Raw genomic sequence first — 18,717 nt, forward strand, 5'->3', positions numbered from 1 at the left:
TTGACCGGCGCGCGTTCTCTTCCCTTTCCGTTATCGGCCGCACAGCAAGGCATTTGGTACGCACAGCAGTTGGCGGGCTCGACCCCGGTGACCAATTCGCTGTTGCTGGATCTGCCCGGCGACCTTGATGTGGAGCTGCTGGCGCGGTCGTTCTGGCGGGTGGCGGGGGAGTTCGAAGCCGGACGGCTACGGCTGGTCGAGGGTGACGGCGCACCGCTGCAGGTGGTGGACCGTCCCCTGGGTGAGTCCATTCGCTGTCTGGATCTGCGGTCGGCCGCGGACCCGGTCGCCGCGGCCCACGACTGGATGCGCGCGGAATACAGTGCGCCGGTCGACCTCTATCGGGACCGGCTGATCACCACCGCGGTGCTGCGGGTGGCCGAGCACCGCTGGTTCTGGTACCTGCGCGCCCACCACATCGCCATGGACGGGGTCGCCGCGATGACCCTGCTGACCCGGATCGGCGAGGTGTACACCGCCGCGGTGGAGGGACGGGAGCCCGCGACCGCGCGCATTCACGGTCTGGCCGAACTGGTCGCCGAGGACGAAACCTACCGGGCCTCCGAGCGTTTCGAGGCCGACCGGCAGTTCTGGCGGCAGTGTCTGGCGGGCTTGCCCGCACCGGTCAGTCTCGCCGCGCAGAGCGGCCCGGCCGACGCGCACCCGCTGTCGGTGAGCGGCCTGCTGCCCGCCGAGACCGGTGCGCTGCTCGACGCCGCGGTCAAGGCGCACGCGGTTACCCCGGCGGCGCTGATTCTGGCGGCTTTCGGCTTGTTCCTCGGGCGCATGACCGACAGCGCCGATATCGTGCTCAGCCTGCCGGTCTCGGCCCGCGTCACCACGGCGGCCCGGCGGTCGGGCGGCATGCTGGCCAATACCGTGCCATTCCGCGTCACCACGAATCCCGGTGACACCGTGGGGAATCTGGTGGCGGGCGCGCAGCGGCAACTGGTGGAGGCGCTGCGTCGGCAGCGCTACCGCCAGGAGGACATGTTCCGCGACACCGACCGGCTGACACCGCAATCGCAGGTCTTCGGTCCCTACGTGGATCTGATGATGTTCGATACGAAGATCGTCCTCGGCTCGATCGTCGGCCAGTTGCAGGTCTTGACGCCCGGACTGGTCTCGGATCTGTCGGTGAGCTTCTACTCCGGCGCCGGTGCGGAAGCCACCCGGGTGGACTTCGTGGCCAATCCGAATCTCTATACGCGCGACGAGCTCACGGGTCACCATCACCGGTTCCTCGGCTTCTTCCACGGCTTCCTCCGAGCCCTCGCCGCCGATGCCGCGACGCCGGTGCGCAGTATCGACCTGGTCGCGCCCGAGGAACGAAATCTGCTGTTGGAGCGGTGGAACGACACCGCCGCGCCGGTCGATCTCGGCACGCTCGCGCGGATGTTCCAGGCGCAGGCGGCGCGAACCCCAAACGCGGTGGCCGTGGTGTCGGACACCGAGCGGCTCACCTACGCCGAACTCGAGGCTCGGGCCGGGCAGCTGGCGCAGGCGCTGGCCGCTAACGGCGCAGGGCCGGAAAGCATTGTCGCGGTCGCGCTTCCACGCGGGGCATCACTCATCGTGGCATTGCTCGGGGTACTCGAATCCGGTGCCGCCTACCTGCCCCTGGACCCGACGTCGCCAGCGGATCGACTGGCCTACATTCTCGGCGATGCCGATCCTCGGATCGTCCTCATCGACGAGAGCACCGCCGATCTCTTCGCGGGGCTGGACGTCACGACGCTGCACATCGATCGGATACCGCACGTCGACAACGACTTCCAGCCGCCCCGCGTACGCCCGGACAATGCGGCGTACTTCATCTACACCTCCGGCACCACCGGCAAGCCCAAGGGCGTGGCGATCACCCACGCCAACGCCGTATCGCTGTTCGCGGCCACCCAGCCCTGGTGTGAGTTCGCGCCGACGGATGTCTGGGCGTGGTGTCACTCGCAGGCCTTCGACTTCTCGGTCTGGGAGATCTGGGGTGCGTTGCTGCACGGCGGTCGGGTGGTCGTGGTGCCGAGGGAGGTGGCGTACTCACCCGCCGACCTGTGGCAGCTCGTCGTCGCGCACGGCGTCACCATCCTCAACCAGACACCGTCGGCCTTCTACGCCCTCGTCGAATCACGCTGTAGCCGTGCGGAAGACGCGCCAGCGCTGCGCATGGTGATCTTCGGTGGCGAGGCGCTCGATCCGGTGCGCGTGCGCCGCTGGCCGCTGCTCCAGCGCCCGGACGCGCCGGTACTGGTGAACATGTACGGCATCACCGAAACCACCGTGCACGTGACCGAACAGGTTCTCGCCGAGGAACATTGGCGCGGCGACCCGGGCACCAGCCCCATCGGTGTGCCGCTGGCCAATCTCCGTGCGTACGTGCTCGATTCGTGGTTGCGGCCGGTGCCGGTGGGCGTCGCCGGGGAGTTGTACGTCGCGGGCGGTCAAGTGGGCCGCGGGTACCACGAGCGGGCGGGGTTGACCGCGGCCCGGTTCGTCGCCGACCCCTTCGCCCGTGACGGCGGGCGGCTGTATCGCAGCGGCGATGTGGTGCGCTGGACCGCCGCCGGAACCCTCGAGTACGTCGGCCGCGCCGACGAACAGGTCAAGATTCGCGGTTACCGCATCGAACTCGGTGAGATCGAAGCCGTGCTGGCGGCCGAGGACACGGTGGCGCAGGCGGTGGTCACCACGCGCACCGCCACCGCCGACGCCGCGACCTCGGAACAGCTTGTCGCCTATATGGTTCCGGATGCGCACGCCGCGCCCGTGGCAATGCGGTGTCTGCAAGCGCAGCGAGACGGCACGATCGCCGCCACCGAACTGCACGAGCTGCCGAACGGTATGCCGGTGGTCGGTCGCAACAAATCGAATATCACCTTCCTCTACGAGGAGATCTTCGAACGCGCCGAATACTGTGCCTGCGGTCTGACCATCCCGCGCACGGGCTGTGTCGTCGACATCGGAGCGCACGTCGGCATGTTCTCGATCTACGCCAAGACGAAATCACCCGGGCTGACGATCTACGCGGTCGAGCCGATGCCCGAGCTACGCCGCATGTACGAGGCAAATTCGGCGCTGCACGGCCTGAACGCCACGCTGGTGCCCTACGCCATCGGCGCGGAGTCGGCGACCGACACCTTCACCTACTACCCGGAGATGTCGGTGCTGTCGGGCCGCGGCGCGGACAGCCGTGTGCAGCGCGACATCCTGGAGTCCTACCTGCACAACGAATTCCAGGCCGAGAGCCGCGATCTGGGGGATCGCTACGTCGATCAGCTGATCGCCGACCGGCTGGAGTTCGAACGCGTCGACGTCCCCATTCGCAGCCTCTCCGGCATTGTCGACGAGTACGGCATCAGCCATATCGATCTACTCAAGATCGATGTGGAGGGCAGCGAACTCGACGCGCTGCGCGGTATCGAGCCACGGCACTGGCCGCTCATCGACCGCTTGGTGATCGAGGTGCACGATATCGACGACCGGCTCGCCCTCATCGACAAGCTGTTGTGCGAGAAGGACTTCGAGGTCGCCTCCCGGATCTCGCCGAATGTCACCGGCACCGATCTGCACATCGTCTACGCGGTGCGCCACGGCATCGATACCGGCGCGAACCCCGGCGAGCAGGTCGATGTGCTGGAACCGCACCAGAAGTGGAGTTCCCCGACCGCGCTCGGCGCGCTGATGCGCCAGCGTCTGGGCGAACGCCTCCCCGGCTACATGGTGCCCGATGTGGTGATGGTGCTGGACCGGCTGCCGTTGACGGTGAACGGCAAGGTGGACAAGGCGGCCCTGCCCGAGCCGGTACTGGCGCGCGCGTCGTATCGGGCACCGGCCACCGCGCTGCAAGAGGTGGTGGCGGGGGTGTTCGCGGAGGTGCTGGGCACCGAGCGGGTGGGCCTCGACGACGACTTCTTCGCCCTGGGCGGCAATTCGCTGTCGGCGACGCGCTTGTCGGCGCGCCTCTCCGACGGAGCGGGTGTGGCGGTGGGGGTGCGCGATATCTTCGAGGCATCGGCGGTGGGGGCGCTGGCGGAGCTGCTCGCCGACCGTGTGGCGCGCGCGGAAGTCGGTGGCGCGGACGAGGGTCCGCGACTGACGCGGCGCGAACGGCCAGAACGGATTCCGCTGTCGTATGCCCAACAGCGCATGTGGTTCGTGAACCGTTTCGCGCCGGAGTCGGTGGCGTACAGCATTCCCATGCTGCTGCGCCTGTCGGGCCGGGTGGAGACGGCGGCCTTGTCGGCGGCGGTGCGGGATGTGCTCGCGCGCCACGAGGTGCTGCGCACCATATACCCCGACGTGGACGGCGTCCCCTACCAGGTGGTGCTACCGGTCGAGGACCTGGACACCGCGCTGGACCTGACCCCGCTGCCGGTGGCGGCATCCGAATCGGCGGCCGCGGTGGACGACGTGGTGTCGGTGGGCTTCGATGTGGCGCGGGAGGTTCCGATGCGGGTGCGCCTGCTGGCGGTGGGCCCCGAGGAGTTCGTCCTGGTGTGGGTGGTGCACCACATCGCCGCGGACGGGTTCTCGATGGCGCCTCTCGCCCGCGACCTGGCCGCCGCGTACGCCGCGAGATGCGCTGGGCGGCAGCCGGACTGGACGCCGCTGCCGGTGCAGTACGCGGACTACGCGCTGTGGCAACGCGAGCTGTTGGGTTCGGCCAGCGATCCGGATTCGATGCTGGCGCGGCAACTTCGGTACTGGACCGGACAGTTGCGGGATCTCCCCGAGCTGGTGGAACTGCCCACCGATCGGCCGCGCCCGGCGGTGGCCTCGCATCGCGGGGCGAAATACCACTTCGCGGTGGAGCCGGAGGTCGTCACCGGGTTGCGCGGGCTCGCGCACTCCGCCGGGGTGACGGTGTTCATGATCTTCCACGCGGCCCTGTCGGTGGTGCTGTCGCGACTGTCCGGCAGCGGCGATATCGCCGTCGGATCACCGGTTTCGGGTCGTGGCGCGGCCGACTTGGACGATCTCGTCGGCATGTTCGTCAATACGCTGGTGCTGCGCACGCGGGTGGACGAAGCGGTGCCGTTCACCGAGCTGCTGGCGCAGGTGCGCGGCGTGGATCTGGATGCTTTCGCGCACGCGGAGATTCCGTTCGAACAGGTGGTGGAGGCTCTCGATCCGCCGCGCAGCCAAGCCCATCACCCGCTGTTCCAGGTCATGCTGGCCTTCCACAATCTCGACGAGGTCCGCTTCGACTTCCCGGAGCTGGAGGTGACTGGATCGGGCGCGGAGACCGGTATCGAGCGCTTCGATCTGACCTTGACCCTTACCGACGCTCCCGATGAGCGTGGCGCGGTTCCGGTCGAGATCGGCTACGCCACCGACCTTTTCGAGGCGAGCACCATCGCGGCGTTCGCGCAGCGCCTGCTGCTGGTGTTGGGTGCCGTGGTCGCGGACCCCACCCTGCCGGTGCGGGAGATCGATGTGCTGTCGACCGTGGAACGGCGGATCCTGCTGGAGGAGTGGGGTCGTGGCGACCGAGCGGTGCGCCCGGCGACGCTGCCGGAGCTGCTGGCCGCGGCGGTGGCGAGCAACCCGGACGGCGCTGCGGTGGTGGACGGGGAGCGGCGCATCACCTACCGCGACCTGGATGAGCGGTCGAACCGGTTGGCGCACTGGCTGATCGGTCACGGTGCGGGACCGGAGTCGGTGGTCGCGATCGGCGCCCCGCGCTCGCTGGAGTGGGTGCTGTCGGTGTGGGCGATCGCCAAGACCGGTGCCGCGTTCCTGTCGCTGGATCCCGGACACCCCCTCGAGCACAATCGATTCGTCTGCGCCGATTCCGCTGTCTCGCTGGGAATTACGACCGGCCGGTGCCAGGAAACGCTGCCGCGAGAGGGCATGTCCTGGCTGGTGGTCGACGATCCGAGTGTCGCCGCGCGGATCGCGGAGTGTCCGCCGACGCCGGTCGACGTTGCCGATCGGCATCCACTGACTCCCGCCTATGTCGTCTACACGTCGGGCTCGACCGGTCGGCCGAAGGGCGTGGAGGTCACCCATACCGGGTTGGCGGGTCTGGTGGCCGACCACGAGCAGCGGACAGCCGTCGACGCGGATTCGCGGGTATTGGGCGTCGCCGCGCGGACATTCGACGCGGCCGTACTGGAATTGCTGCTGGCGATATCCGGCGGCGCGACGCTGGTGCTCGCCGCCGAGGACGCCTACGGCGGGCAGCCGCTGTGGGAACTGTTGCATACGCGGCGCGTCACCCACGCGTTCCTGACGCCGTCGGTGGCCCTGTCGCTCGACGCCGACGGCCTCGATGACCTGCGGGTCGTCCTGACGGGTGGTGACCGGTGCGGGCCGGGGGTGGTCGCGCGCTGGTCGGGAACCGACAGCACGCATCGGCGCACCGTGCACAACCTGTACGGCCCGGCCGAGGCGAGCATCTGGGTGACCGGTGCGGAATTGGCACCGGACCGCGTGCTCGGCATCGGGGCTCCGGTCACTGGAATGACGGTGGCCGTCCTGGATTCGTGGTTGCGGCCGGTGCCCGCTGGCGTGGTGGGCGAGCTGTATGTGTCGGGACCCGGTGTGGCGCGGGGGTATCGGGGCCGCGCCGGATTGACCGCCGCGCGCTTCGTCGCCCATCCGTACGGGAAGCCCGGCGAGCGCCTGTACCGCACGGGCGACCTCGTGCGGTGGGTGCCCGCCAGCGAATCAGGCGCGGACACAGCGACTTTGGCGTACGTCGGCCGCGCCGACTTCCAGGTCAAGGTGCGTGGCCAGCGTCTCGAATTGGGCGAAGTGGAATCCGCGCTGGCCGACGTGGACGGTGTCGATCAGGCCGTCGCGGTCGTACACACCTCCGGTGCAGGTGCCGGTGCGTGTTTGGCGGCCTACGTGGTGCCCGCCCCCGGCGGCGTACTGGACCCGGCGAGCGTGCGCGAGTCGGTGAGCGGCCGCCTGCCCGGCTACATGGTGCCCGATGTGGTGACGGTGCTCGCCGCAATGCCCTTGACCAGCAGCGGAAAGGTGGACCGTCGAGCGCTGCCGGAACCTGTCGTCGCCGCACGGCCGTTCCGCGCGCCCGCGAGCGCCGTCGAGGAGATCATCGCGGCGGTCTTCGCCGAGGTACTCGGTATCGACGGCATCGGGGTCGACGACGACTTCTTCGTGCTGGGCGGCGATTCGATCGTCTCGATCCAGGTCGTCGCCAAGGCGCGCGCCCGCGGGGTGGTGTTCGGGCCGAAGGACGTCTTCGAACAGCGCACCGCCGCACGGCTGGCGGTCATCGCCCGCACCACATCGGAGGCTCCCGCACAGTCCGTCGACGACGGCGTGGGGGAGATGCCGCTGCTGCCGGTGGCGCGGTGGATGGTCGAGTGGGGCAAGGGTTTCCGGCGGTTCGACCAGCATGTGGCGCTACGGCTGCCGTCGGGGGTGGACGAGGCGGGCCTGCGCACCGCCGTCGGTGCGGTGCTGGATCGGCACGATGTATTGCGTTCCCGGTTGCGGCACAACGATTCCGGGGAATGGTCGTTGGCGGTGGCACCGCACGGCACCGTCGATGCGGCCGCGTTGGTGCACCGGCGGGTCCTCGAGGTCGGCGAGAGGGAGCCGCGCACGGTTGCCGAGATCGCCGGGGCGGAACTGGATTCGGCCCTGCGACGGCTGGATCCGACGGCCGGAGCCATGGTGCGGTTCGTCTGGCTCGATCCCGAAAACGGTTCGCCGGGCTGGCTTCTGGTGGTCGCGCACCACTTGGTCATCGACGGTGTGTCGTGGCGAATCGTGGTGCCGGACCTGTTGTCGGCCTTGGAGCGGATACGCATCGGCGAGACACCGGTGCTCGCACCGGTGGGCACGTCGATGCTGCGGTGGGCGCGCGGCTTGGTCGCGGCGGCCACCGAGCCCGAGCGCGTGCGGGAACTCGAGCTGTGGCAGCGCATGGTCACCGGTGCGGACCCGCTGTGGGGCGGACGCGAACTCGATCCGGCGGTGGATACGGCCGACGCGCTCGACCGGGTGCGGATGGAGGTGCCCGCCGCGGTGACGCGGGCCCTGCTGACGCGGGTGCCGGAGGTCTTCCACAGCACCGCCGAGGACGTCGTGCTCGCGGGACTGCTGCTGGCGGTGCGGATCTGGCGTTCGCGACGCGGGGTCGACGAGCCGTCGGTGCTGGTGCGCATGGAGGGCCACGGACGCGAGGAACAGGTCGTCGAGGGCGCGGAGCTGTCGCGCACGGTCGGCTGGTTCACCGCCATGTTCCCGGTGCGCTTCGATACTGGCGACGCCGACATAATCCGGTCGGTCAAAGAGCGTTTGCGATCGATTCCGGACAAGGGCATCGGCTACGGCCTGCTGCGGTACCTCAATGCCGAGACCGCGTCACAGCTGCCCGACCGCATGCCCGGCGGCCTCGGCTTCAACTACCTCGGCCGTATCACCGGCGCGGACGGCCTCGACGGCGGCCTGGGCGAACTGCACTCCACCCCGGACCCGGATATGCCGGTGACCCTGGCGGTCGATGTGAACGCGCTCGTGATCGACGATCGGCTGCGAGCCGGTATCCGATTCCCGAGTACCCTGCTGAGTCGCGCGGACATGACCGAGCTCGCGCGGTTGTGGTCACAACAGCTGATCAGCCTCGCGGCGCACGCGGAAACCCCTGGCGTGGGCGGCCATTCACCGTCGGACTTCGATCTGGTGCGCCTGACCCAATCCGAGATCACCGCACTGGAACAGCGGTACCCGACCCTGCGCGATATCTGGCCGGTGACACCCCTGCAAGCCGGATTGCTGTTCCACGCCGACCTTTCCGAGACCGGCGTCGATCTCTACACCGCGCAGATCGTGCTGCGGCTGTCCGGCAGGCTCGATGTGGACCGCCTCCACGCGGCCGCGAACACGCTGGTCGACCGCCACCGGATCCTGCGCACCGCCTACACCACGACGGTGTCCGGCACACGCGTCGGCGTCGTCTCGGAGCGGGTCGAACTACCTTGGCGGGTCATCGATCTGACGGATCTGCTCGGTGCGGGCGGCGAAGCGCGCTTGACCGCCGTCGCCGCCGCCGAGAAGATGCGGCGCTTCGACCCGGCGGTCGCGCCGCTGGTGCGGTTCGTGGTGGTCGAACTCGCGGTCGACCAGTGGGCGGTGGTGCTGACCAATCACCACGTAGTCCTCGACGGCTGGTCGCTGCCGCTGGTCGTCGGCGAACTGTTCGCCGCCTACACGGGCATCGAGCCCGCCGCGACGGATTCGTACCGAGAGTTCCTGTCGTGGTTGGCGACTCGCGATCGTGAATCGGCGCGGGCCGTGTGGGCCGAGGCGCTGGACGGTGTCGAACCGACCCTGGTCGCGGGCCCCGCGGCAACCACGTCCGGTGTGGTGGCCGAACGGACGATCGCGTTCGACGAGGCGGAGACCCGCGCACTGGCCGCGGCGGCGGCGACCGCGGGCGTGACGGTGAATACCGTCCTCCAGTCGGCGTGGGCACTGCTGGTCGCGAGGATATGCGGCCGCGACGATGTGGTGTTCGGGGCTACGGTCTCCGGCCGCCCCGCCGACCTGCCCGGCGCGGACCGCGCTGTCGGCCTGTTCATCAACACCATTCCGACACGGGTCCGGCTGCGGCCGACCGAGACGGTCGCGGAGCTGTGGACGCGTATTCACGGCGAACAGGCCGCGCTGCTCGAGCACCAACACCTGGGTCTCACCGATATCCACGAGCTGACGGGCGCCGATGCGCTGTTCGACACCGTCATGGTGGTCGAGTCCTATCCCCTGGACGCCCAGGCCATTCGGCGGCTCACCGCGCGCGGTGCGCTCGAGATCAGCGGTGTCGACGCGACCGACTCCACGCACTACCCGCTGACATGCAGCTTCACCGTGCAGGACGCGCTGCGCATCCGCTTGCAGTATCTGCCCGAGGTGTTCGGCGAGGACGACATCACCGCCTTCGCCGAACGGCTGCAACGGGTTCTGCGTGATCTCGTCCGGGAACCGGGGGCGAGGGTGCGCGCTATCGACGTGCCGTCTCCCGCCGAACGCGTGCGACCGCGCGGGCACGACGGTGTCGCCGCCGATCTCGCGACTCTGCCGGAACTGTTGGCCGCCGCGGTGCGCGGCTGCCCCGAGGGTCTTGCCGTCGTGGATGGGGCACGGCGGTACACCTACCGCGAGCTGGACGAACACTCGAATCGATTGGCGCGGTACCTGATCGGGCGCGGCATCGGTCCTGAGGCCGTGGTCGCGATCGGGCTGCCGCGGTCCCTGGACTGGGTGCTGGCCGTGTGGGCCGTCGCCAAGTCCGGAGCCGGATTCCTGTCACTCGACCCCGGCCACCCGCTGGACCGCAATCGGTTCATGTGCGCGGATTCCGGTGTGCTGGACGGAATCACGACGACCGGATACGCGACCGCGCTACCGCGCGAAGCGATGTCGTGGCTGGTCGTCGATGATCCCGCCGTGGCGGCGGAGATTGGGCGGTGCCCCGCGACGCCGATAGCGGACGCCGATCGGTGTGCGCCGCTGCATCCGGCCAGTACCGCGTACGTCGTCTACACCTCGGGTTCCACGGGGCGTCCCAAGGGCGTCGAAGTCACCCACGCCGGTCTGGCGGGGGTATGCGACGAACAGCGGCAACGCTATGGGGTGACACCGGAATCGCGGGTATTGAGCGTAGCCGCACGGACATTCGACGCAGCGATCTTCGAGCTGCTGTTCGCCGTATCCGGTGCCGCGACACTCGTGGTGGCCCCGCCGGAGGTCTACGGCGGGCAAGCGCTTACCGATCTCCTGCGCGCCGAACGCATCAGCCACGCGGTGATCACTCCGACCGTCGCCGCCACCGTGGAGCCCGCCGGACTCGACGATCTGGAGATTCTCACGGCAGCGGGCGAGGCATGCCCGCCCGCCCTGGTATCGCGCTGGTCGCGGACCGATGCCGCCGGTCGGCGTCGCGTTCACAATCTCTACGGACCGGCCGAGGCGACCATCTGGGTCACCGCGAGCCCGGAACTGCTGGCGGGCGAACCGATTACGATGGGTTCGGCCATTGGCGTCACGTCGACCCTGGTGCTCGATTCGTGGCTGCGCCCGGTTCTGCCCGGTGCGGTGGGAGAGTTGTACGTCGCGGGCCCGGGTGTGGCGCGTGGCTATCGTGGCCGACCGGGTTTGACCGCCGCACGTTTCGTGGCCGATCCCTATGGTGCGCCCGGGGAGCGTCTGTATCGCACGGGTGACCTGGTCCGACTGGTAGATGAATCGAGTTCGGGCGCGGGTTGTTTGGCCTATGTGGGCCGCGTCGACTTCCAGGTGAAGATACGTGGCCAGCGAGTGGAGCTCGGCGAGGTCGAGGCGGCTCTCACCGCGCTGGCGGGTATCGAACAGGCCGTCGTCATCGTGCATTCGACCGGGCGTGACGCACGCCTCGTGGCCTATGTCGTCGCCGCGCGCGGACAGGTTCTCGACCGCGCGGCCGTCCGAGAAGCGTTGGGGCACAGGCTACCCGGCTTCATGGTCCCGGATGTGCTGTTACTCGACCGACTTCCGGTCACGGTGAACGGCAAGCTCGACAAGTCGGCGCTACCGGTGCCCGAATCCACCCGCGCGCCCTACCGCGCGCCCGCGACCGCCACCGAACAACTGGTGGCGGCGGTATTCGCCGAGATTCTCGGTGTCGAACGCGTCGGCCTCGACGACGACTTCTTCGCACTCGGCGGAAATTCGCTCTCGGCGACCCGATTGTCGGCACGGCTGGGCGACGGGCTGGGCATCTCGGTGGGTGTGCGTGACGTGTTCACCGCATCGACCGTGGAGGGCCTGGCGGCGGCGCTGACCGCGCGTGCGGCCGATTCTGCTGCGGCGGAGCGTCTTCCGCACCTGACCGCCCGTACTCGACCCGACCGAGTGCCGCTGTCCTTCGCACAGCAGCGCATGTGGTTCGTCAACCGGTTCTCTCCGGAGTCGGCCGCCTACAGCATCCCGATGGTATTGCGCCTGTCCGGCGGATTGGATGTGGCCGCACTGTCGGCGGCGGTATGGGACGTCCTGCGCCGCCACGAAGTCCTGCGCACCAGGTATCCCGACGTGGACGGCATCCCCTGCCAAACCGTGGTCCCGGTCGAGGATCTGGGCGCGGCGGTGGATGTGGACATGACGCCGCGACCGGTGACCGAGCCCCAGGTCGCGGAGTTCGTCACCGCCGTCGTATCGGTGGGATTCGATGTGGCACAGCGGGTTCCGATGCGGGTGCGGCTGCTCTCGGTCGACTCCGGTGACCACGTCCTGGTGTGGGTGGTGCACCATATCGGCGCGGACGGCTTCTCCATGGCCCCGCTGGCGCGCGACCTGGCGACCGCCTACGCCGCGAGGTGCGCGGGGCGGCAACCGGATTGGGCTCCGCTGCCGGTGCAGTACGCGGACTACGCGCTGTGGCAGCGTGAGCTGCTGGGTTCGGCCAGCGATCCGGATTCGCTGCTGTCGCGGCAGCTCGCATACTGGACCGCTCAACTCGCCGACCTGCCCGAAGTGCTGGAACTGCCCACCGATCACCCCCGCCCCGCGGTGGCGTCGCATCGAGGCGCTGTCCACCGCTTCGTCGTGACGCCCGAGGTCGTCGCCGGAGTGTACGACCTCTCCCGCACGCACGGCACGACGGTGTTCATGGTCTTCCACGCGGCCCTCGCCGTGGTGCTCTCCCGCCTGTCGGGCAGCGCCGATATCGCTGTCGGAACACCGGTTTCGGGGCGTGGAGCCGCCGAGCTGGACGGCCTCGTCGGCATGTTCGTCAACACCCTCGTCCTGCGCACCCGGGTCGAGGAATCCGGTTCGGTGGCGGATCTGTTGGCCGCTGTCCGGGCCACCGACCTGGATGCGTTCGCGCACGCGGAGGTTCCGTTCGACCAGGTGGTCGAGGCCCTGGACCCGCCGCGCAGCCAGGCCCATCATCCGCTCTTCCAGGTCATGCTGGCCTTCCACAATCTCGACGCCGCCGATATCGCGCTGCCCGGCGTCGATATCACCGCCTCCGGCGCGGAAACGGGTATCGAGCGCTTCGACCTGACCCTGACCCTGCCCGACACCCCGGACGAGCACGGGGCGATTCCGGTTGACATCAGTTACGCCACAGACCTTTTCGAGGCCGCGACCATCGCGGAACTCGACCAACGGCTCGGGCGGGTGTTGCGGGCGATGATCGCCGACCCCACCCTCCCGGTGCGCGATATCGAGATTCTGTCCGCTCCGGAACGACACCTACTGGTCGAACAGTGGGGTCGCAACGGAACTCCGGTCGTCGACCTCCCCACCGCTACCGCGGACGTGACATTGCCGGTGCTGCTGGCAGCCGCCGTGGCCGCGAATCCGCACGGTGACGCGGTGGTGGACGCGGACCGTCGACTGAGCTACCGCGACCTGGATGAGCGTTCGAATCGTTTGGCGCACTACCTGATCGACCGCGGCGTCGGTCCAGAGACCGTGGTCGCCATCGGTCTGCCCCGGTCACTGGAGTGGGTGCTGTCGGTGTGGGCGATCACCAAGACCGGTGCCGGATTCCTCTCCCTGGACCCGGGACATCCGCTGGAGCGCAACGAGTTCGCCTGCGCCGACTCCGGTGTGCGGCTCGGTATGACCACATCAGGCCGGGTGAGCGCACTGCCGCAGGGCATTTCGTGGCTGGTCCTCGACGATCCGGCGGAGTCGGACCGCATCGACCGATGCCCGCCGACGCCGGTGACCGATGCCGAACGTCGTGTGCCGCTGCGGTCATCCACCACCGCGTACATCGTGTACACCTCCGGCTCCACCGGACGCCCGAAGGGAGTCGAGGTCACCCACGCGGGACTGCACGCGGTCGCCGCGGCGCAGACCAGCTCCTACGCGATCGACACCGATTCGCGGGTACTCGCGGTCGCCGCACGCACTTTCGACGCCGCGATATACGAGATCCTGCTCGCCGTCCCCACCGGAGCCGCCCTGGTGGTCGCCCCCGACGAGGTCTACGGCGGCGAACCGCTGACCGACCTGATGCGCGCGCAGCGCATCACCCACGTATTCCTCACGCCCTCCGTAGCACTGTCGTTGGATCCCGCACCGCTGGACGCGCTACGGGTGATGATCGTTGGCGGCGAACACTTCTCGTCGCGGCTGGTGGCCCGCTGGTCACGCACCGACACCGCCGGTGCCCGCCGTCTGTTCAATGGTTACGGCCCCACCGAGACCACGATCATCGCGGCGCTGAGCCCCGAACTTCGGGCCGGTGCGCAGATCACCCTCGGTTCGGGCATCCCCGGCATCGACGCGGTGGTGCTGGATTCGTGGTTGCGGCCGGTGCCGGTCGGTGCGGTGGGTGAGCTGTATCTCTCGGGACCCGGTGTGGCCCGGGGGTATCGCGGACGCGCGGGGCTGACGGCCGCGCGATTCGTGGCCGATCCGTACGGTCGGCCGGGGGAGCGGCTGTATCGCACCGGCGACCTGGTGCGCTGGGCCGTCGAACCACGTTCGGGCGCGGCGCATCTGGTGTACATGGGCCGCACCGACTTCCAGGTGAAGGTGCGCGGTCAGCGCCTCGAACTGGGCGAGGTCGAGGCCGCGCTGACGCAGATGCCGGAGATCGAACAGGCCGTGGTGGTCGTGCACACACCCGAGGCGGGCGGTGCCCGACTGGTGGCCTATGTGGTGGCGGGCGCCGCCGTGGATCCGGCGGCGGTCCGCGAGTCGGTCGGCCGTCGGCTGCCCGGCTACATGGTGCCCGAAGTGGTGACGGTGCTCGCCGACCTACCGCTCACCACCAGCGGCAAGGTCGATCGCCGGGCGCTGCCGGAACCGGTCTTCGCGCCCCGCGAGTTCCGGGCACCGGCCACGGCCGCCGAACAGCTCATCGTCGACGTCTTCGCCGAGGTGCTCGGTCACGATCGGGTCGGAGCCGAGGACGACTTCTTCGCCCTCGGCGGCGATTCCATCGTCTCCATCCAGGTCGTGGCCAAGGCGCGCGCCCGCGGCATCGCCTTCGGCCCGAAGGACGTGTTCGAGCAGCGCACCGCCGCCCGCCTCGCCGCCGTCGCCCGCGCGGTCGAGGGCGACACCGCCGCGCTGGCGGAGCTGCCCGGCGGTGGCGTCGGCGATATGCCGTTGCTGCCGGTGGCGCACTGGATGGTCCAGTGGGGCAAGGGCTTCGGCCGATTCGACCAGCATGTGGCGCTGCGACTCCCGGCGGGGCTCGACGAGACCGGGCTCGCCGCGGCCGCACAGGCGCTGGTCGATCGCCACGACATGCTGCGCTCGCGACTGTGCCGCGACGCGGCCGCGCGCTGGTCCATGACGGTCACGGCCCCCGGCACCGTGAACGCGGCCTCGCTGCTGCATCGCCACGCCCTCGATCCGAGCATCGAACCGGACTCCGAGACCGGTCGTCGTGTCGTCACGGAAATTGCTGCCGCGGAACTGGATTCGGCGTTGGACCGGTTGGACCCGGCCAACGGAGTGATGGTCCAGTTCATTTGGCTGGACTCCAGCGAATCCGCCTCGCCCGGTTGGCTGCTGGTGGTGGCGCACCACCTGGTCGTCGACGGCGTCTCGTGGCGGGTGCTGGTGCCGGATCTGCTGTCGGCGTTCGACCAGGTGCGCGCGGGCGGCAGCCCGGAACTGGCCCCGGTCGGTACGTCGATGCGGCGATGGGCGCACGGACTGGCCACCGCCGCCACGGATCCCGCGCGAGTGGCGGAGCTGGACCTGTGGCAGGAGATGGTGGCCGGTGCCGATCCGGTCTGGGGCGGCCGCGAACTCGATCCGGCGCTCGATACCGCCGCCGTACTCGAGCAGGTGCGCGTGGAGGTGCCGGAGCGGGTGACCCGGGCGGTGCTCGGCACGGTTCCGGAGGTGTTCCACGGCGGCGTGAACGACGGCCTGCTGGCGGGTTTGGCTGTGGCCGTGCGGATGTGGCGGTCGCGCCGCGGCATCGACGATTCGTCGGTGTTGGTTCGCCTGGAAGGCCACGGGCGTGAGGAGGACGTGGTCGCGGGTGCGGACCTGTCCCGTACGGTCGGCTGGTTCACCTCGATGTTCCCGGTCCGCTTCGACCTGGCCGGGATCGACCCGGACGAGGTGCTGGCCGCCGGTAGCGCCGTCGCGGCGGCGGTGCGGTCGGTCAAGGAGCGGTTGCGGGCCATTCCGGACAAGGGCATCGGTTACGGGCTGCTGCGCTACCTCAATGCCGAGACCGCCACGGCGTTGCCCGACCGGATGCCCGGACGGATCGGCTTCAACTATCTGGGCCGTGTCACGGCGACCGATATCGGTGACGGCGGGGTGCACGGCGGCCTCGGCGAACTCGACTCGACACCCGACCCGGACATGCCGGTCACGGTGGCGGTCGATATCAGCGCGATCGCCGTCGAGGACCGGCTCCAAGCCACGTTCCGCTTTCCGCGCACCCTGCTCGACCGGACGGAGGTCGAGGAGCTGGCGCTGCTGTGGACGCGGGCTCTGACCGCCATCGCCGACCACGCCGAAGCGCCGGGTGCGGGCGGGTACTCGCCCTCGGATTTCGGTCTGGTGTCGCTGACCCAATCCGATATCGACGCACTGGAACTCGCGTACCCGTCGCTGCGCGAGGTGTGGCCGGTGACCCCGTTGCAGGCCGGATTGTTGTTCCACGCGCACTTGGCCGGAGCCGACGCCGACGCGGATGCCTATGTGGCGCAGATGGTTCTGCGGCTGCACGGCGAGCTGGACCCGGCACGCCTCCGAGCGGCGGCGGAAGCTCTACTGGAACGCCACCAGGGCTTGCGCACCGCGTTCACCACGACCGGCGCGGGTGAGAACATCGCCGTGCTGTGCGAGCAAGTCGAACTACCGTGGCGCACAGTCGATCTGACGGACGCCGCCGATTCCGAGACCGCGCTCGCCGACTTGGCCGACGCCGAGAAGTCCGAACCGTTCGATCTCGCCTCCGCCCCGCTGCTGCGCTTCACCGTCGCTCGGCTCGCCGCCGACCGCTGGGCTCTCATCCTCACCAACCATCACGTCATTCTCGACGGCTGGTCCTGGCCACTACTGCTCGCCGACTGGTTCGCGCTCTACACCGGCGTCCCGGGGATCGAAGCGCCCGGATCGTATCGAGACTTCCTGGCGTGGTTGGCGACCCGTGACCGCGACGCCGCCACGGCGGCCTGGTCGGAGGCCCTCGACGCCGCCGAACCCACCCTCCTGGCCGGGCACACCGCCATGCCGGATGGGCCGATATCGGTGTCGGACCGCAAGATCGTGCTCGACAGCGCCGACACCCGCGCGTTGCTGGCCGCCGCGGCCGCCACGGGCGTGACGGTCAATACCGTCCTGCAATCGGCGTGGGCCATTATGGTCGCCCAGGCCACCGGCCGCACCGATGTGCTGTTCGGCGCGACCGTCTCCGGGCGTCCCGGTGATCTCCCGGCCGCCGACCGCACCGTGGGACTGTTCATCAATACGATTCCGACCCGGGTTCGCCTCGAGCCCTCCGAGACCATCGCCGAACTCTGGGCGCGCATCCACCGCGAACAGGCGGCGCTGCTCGACCACCACCACGTCGGCCTCCGTGAAATCCACACGCTGACAGGCCGGGACAGCCTCTTCGACACCCTCATGGTGCTCGAGTCCTATCCCGTCGACCTCCACACCATCGAACAGGCCGCCGGGGACCTCACCATCGAAGGGGTCACCGCCGCCGACGCCACGCACTATCCGCTCACCTGCACCGCGAGCATCCAGGACACGCTGCGTATCCGGATCCAGTACCACACAGAGGTTTTCGACCCGGCCGTCATCGACGCGTTCACGCAACGCCTGCGACAGGTGCTGCGAGCGCTCACCGAACCCGCGACAACGGTGCGTGCCATCGATGCGCTGTCGGAGCCGGAACGGCAGCTGCTCGTGCGCGAATGGAGTAGCGAGACCGCGACCGCGGACGTGGCGACCCTGCCGGAACTCCTGGCCGCGGCGGTGACGAGCAATCCCGACGGCGAGGCGGTGGTCGACGGTGACCGGCGCATCACCTACCGCGAGCTGGACCACAGCTCGAATCGGTTGGCGCGCACGCTGATCGACCGTGGTGTCGGCCCGGAATCGGTGGTCGCCATCGGTGTGCCCCGGTCGCTGGAATGGGTGCTGTCCGTATGGGCGATCGCCAAGGCCGGTGCGGCATTCCTCTCCGTCGACCCGGAGCATCCACTGGAACGCAACCGTTTCGTCTGCGCGGATTCCCTTGTGCGAATCGGTATTACGACTGGACAGTGCGCGGAACTGCTGCCGCAGGACGGCATCTCGTGGTTGATTCTCGGCCAACAGGAGGCGGTGCAGTGGTCGTCGGCTGCGCTGACAGATATCGACCGGCACGGTGCGCCGCGGCCGTCCAATACCGCGTATGTCGTGTACACGTCCGGCTCGACGGGGCATCCCAAGGGCGTCGAGGTAACCCATTCCGGGTTGGCGACAGTGCTGGCCGATCACGTCCAGCGCTGCGCGGTGGATACGGACGCGCGCGTATTGGCCGTGGCCGCACGGACCTTCGATGCCGCGATTCTGGAATTCCTGCTCGCCGTCGCGGGCGGCTCCGCACTCGTCGTCGCGCCCGAGGAGGCGTACGGCGGCCAGCCCTTGGCGGAACTGCTACGCACACAGCACATCACCCACGCCTTCCTCACCCCGTCCGTGGCGCTGTCGGTGGACGCCGACGGGCTCGACGACCTGCGGGTGGTGCTGACCGGTGGCGACCGGTGTGGGCCGCAG

General features: G+C 69.3%; 1 protein-coding gene (only partly in view). It reads left to right on the plus strand.

The annotated features are described in order from the left end of the window. Positions 1-18,717, plus strand: the 5' portion of a protein-coding gene (locus ACIBH2_RS18350; protein WP_397118822.1) for a non-ribosomal peptide synthase/polyketide synthase. Its footprint extends 9,477 nt past the window's final position; the window shows 18,717 of its 28,194 coding nt (coding positions 1-18,717); the start codon lies at positions 1-3; its stop codon lies beyond the right edge, outside the window.

This window comes from Nocardia sp. NPDC050406 (genome assembly GCF_044459025.1).
In the GTDB taxonomy this organism is placed as follows: Bacteria; Actinomycetota; Actinomycetes; order Mycobacteriales; family Mycobacteriaceae; genus Nocardia.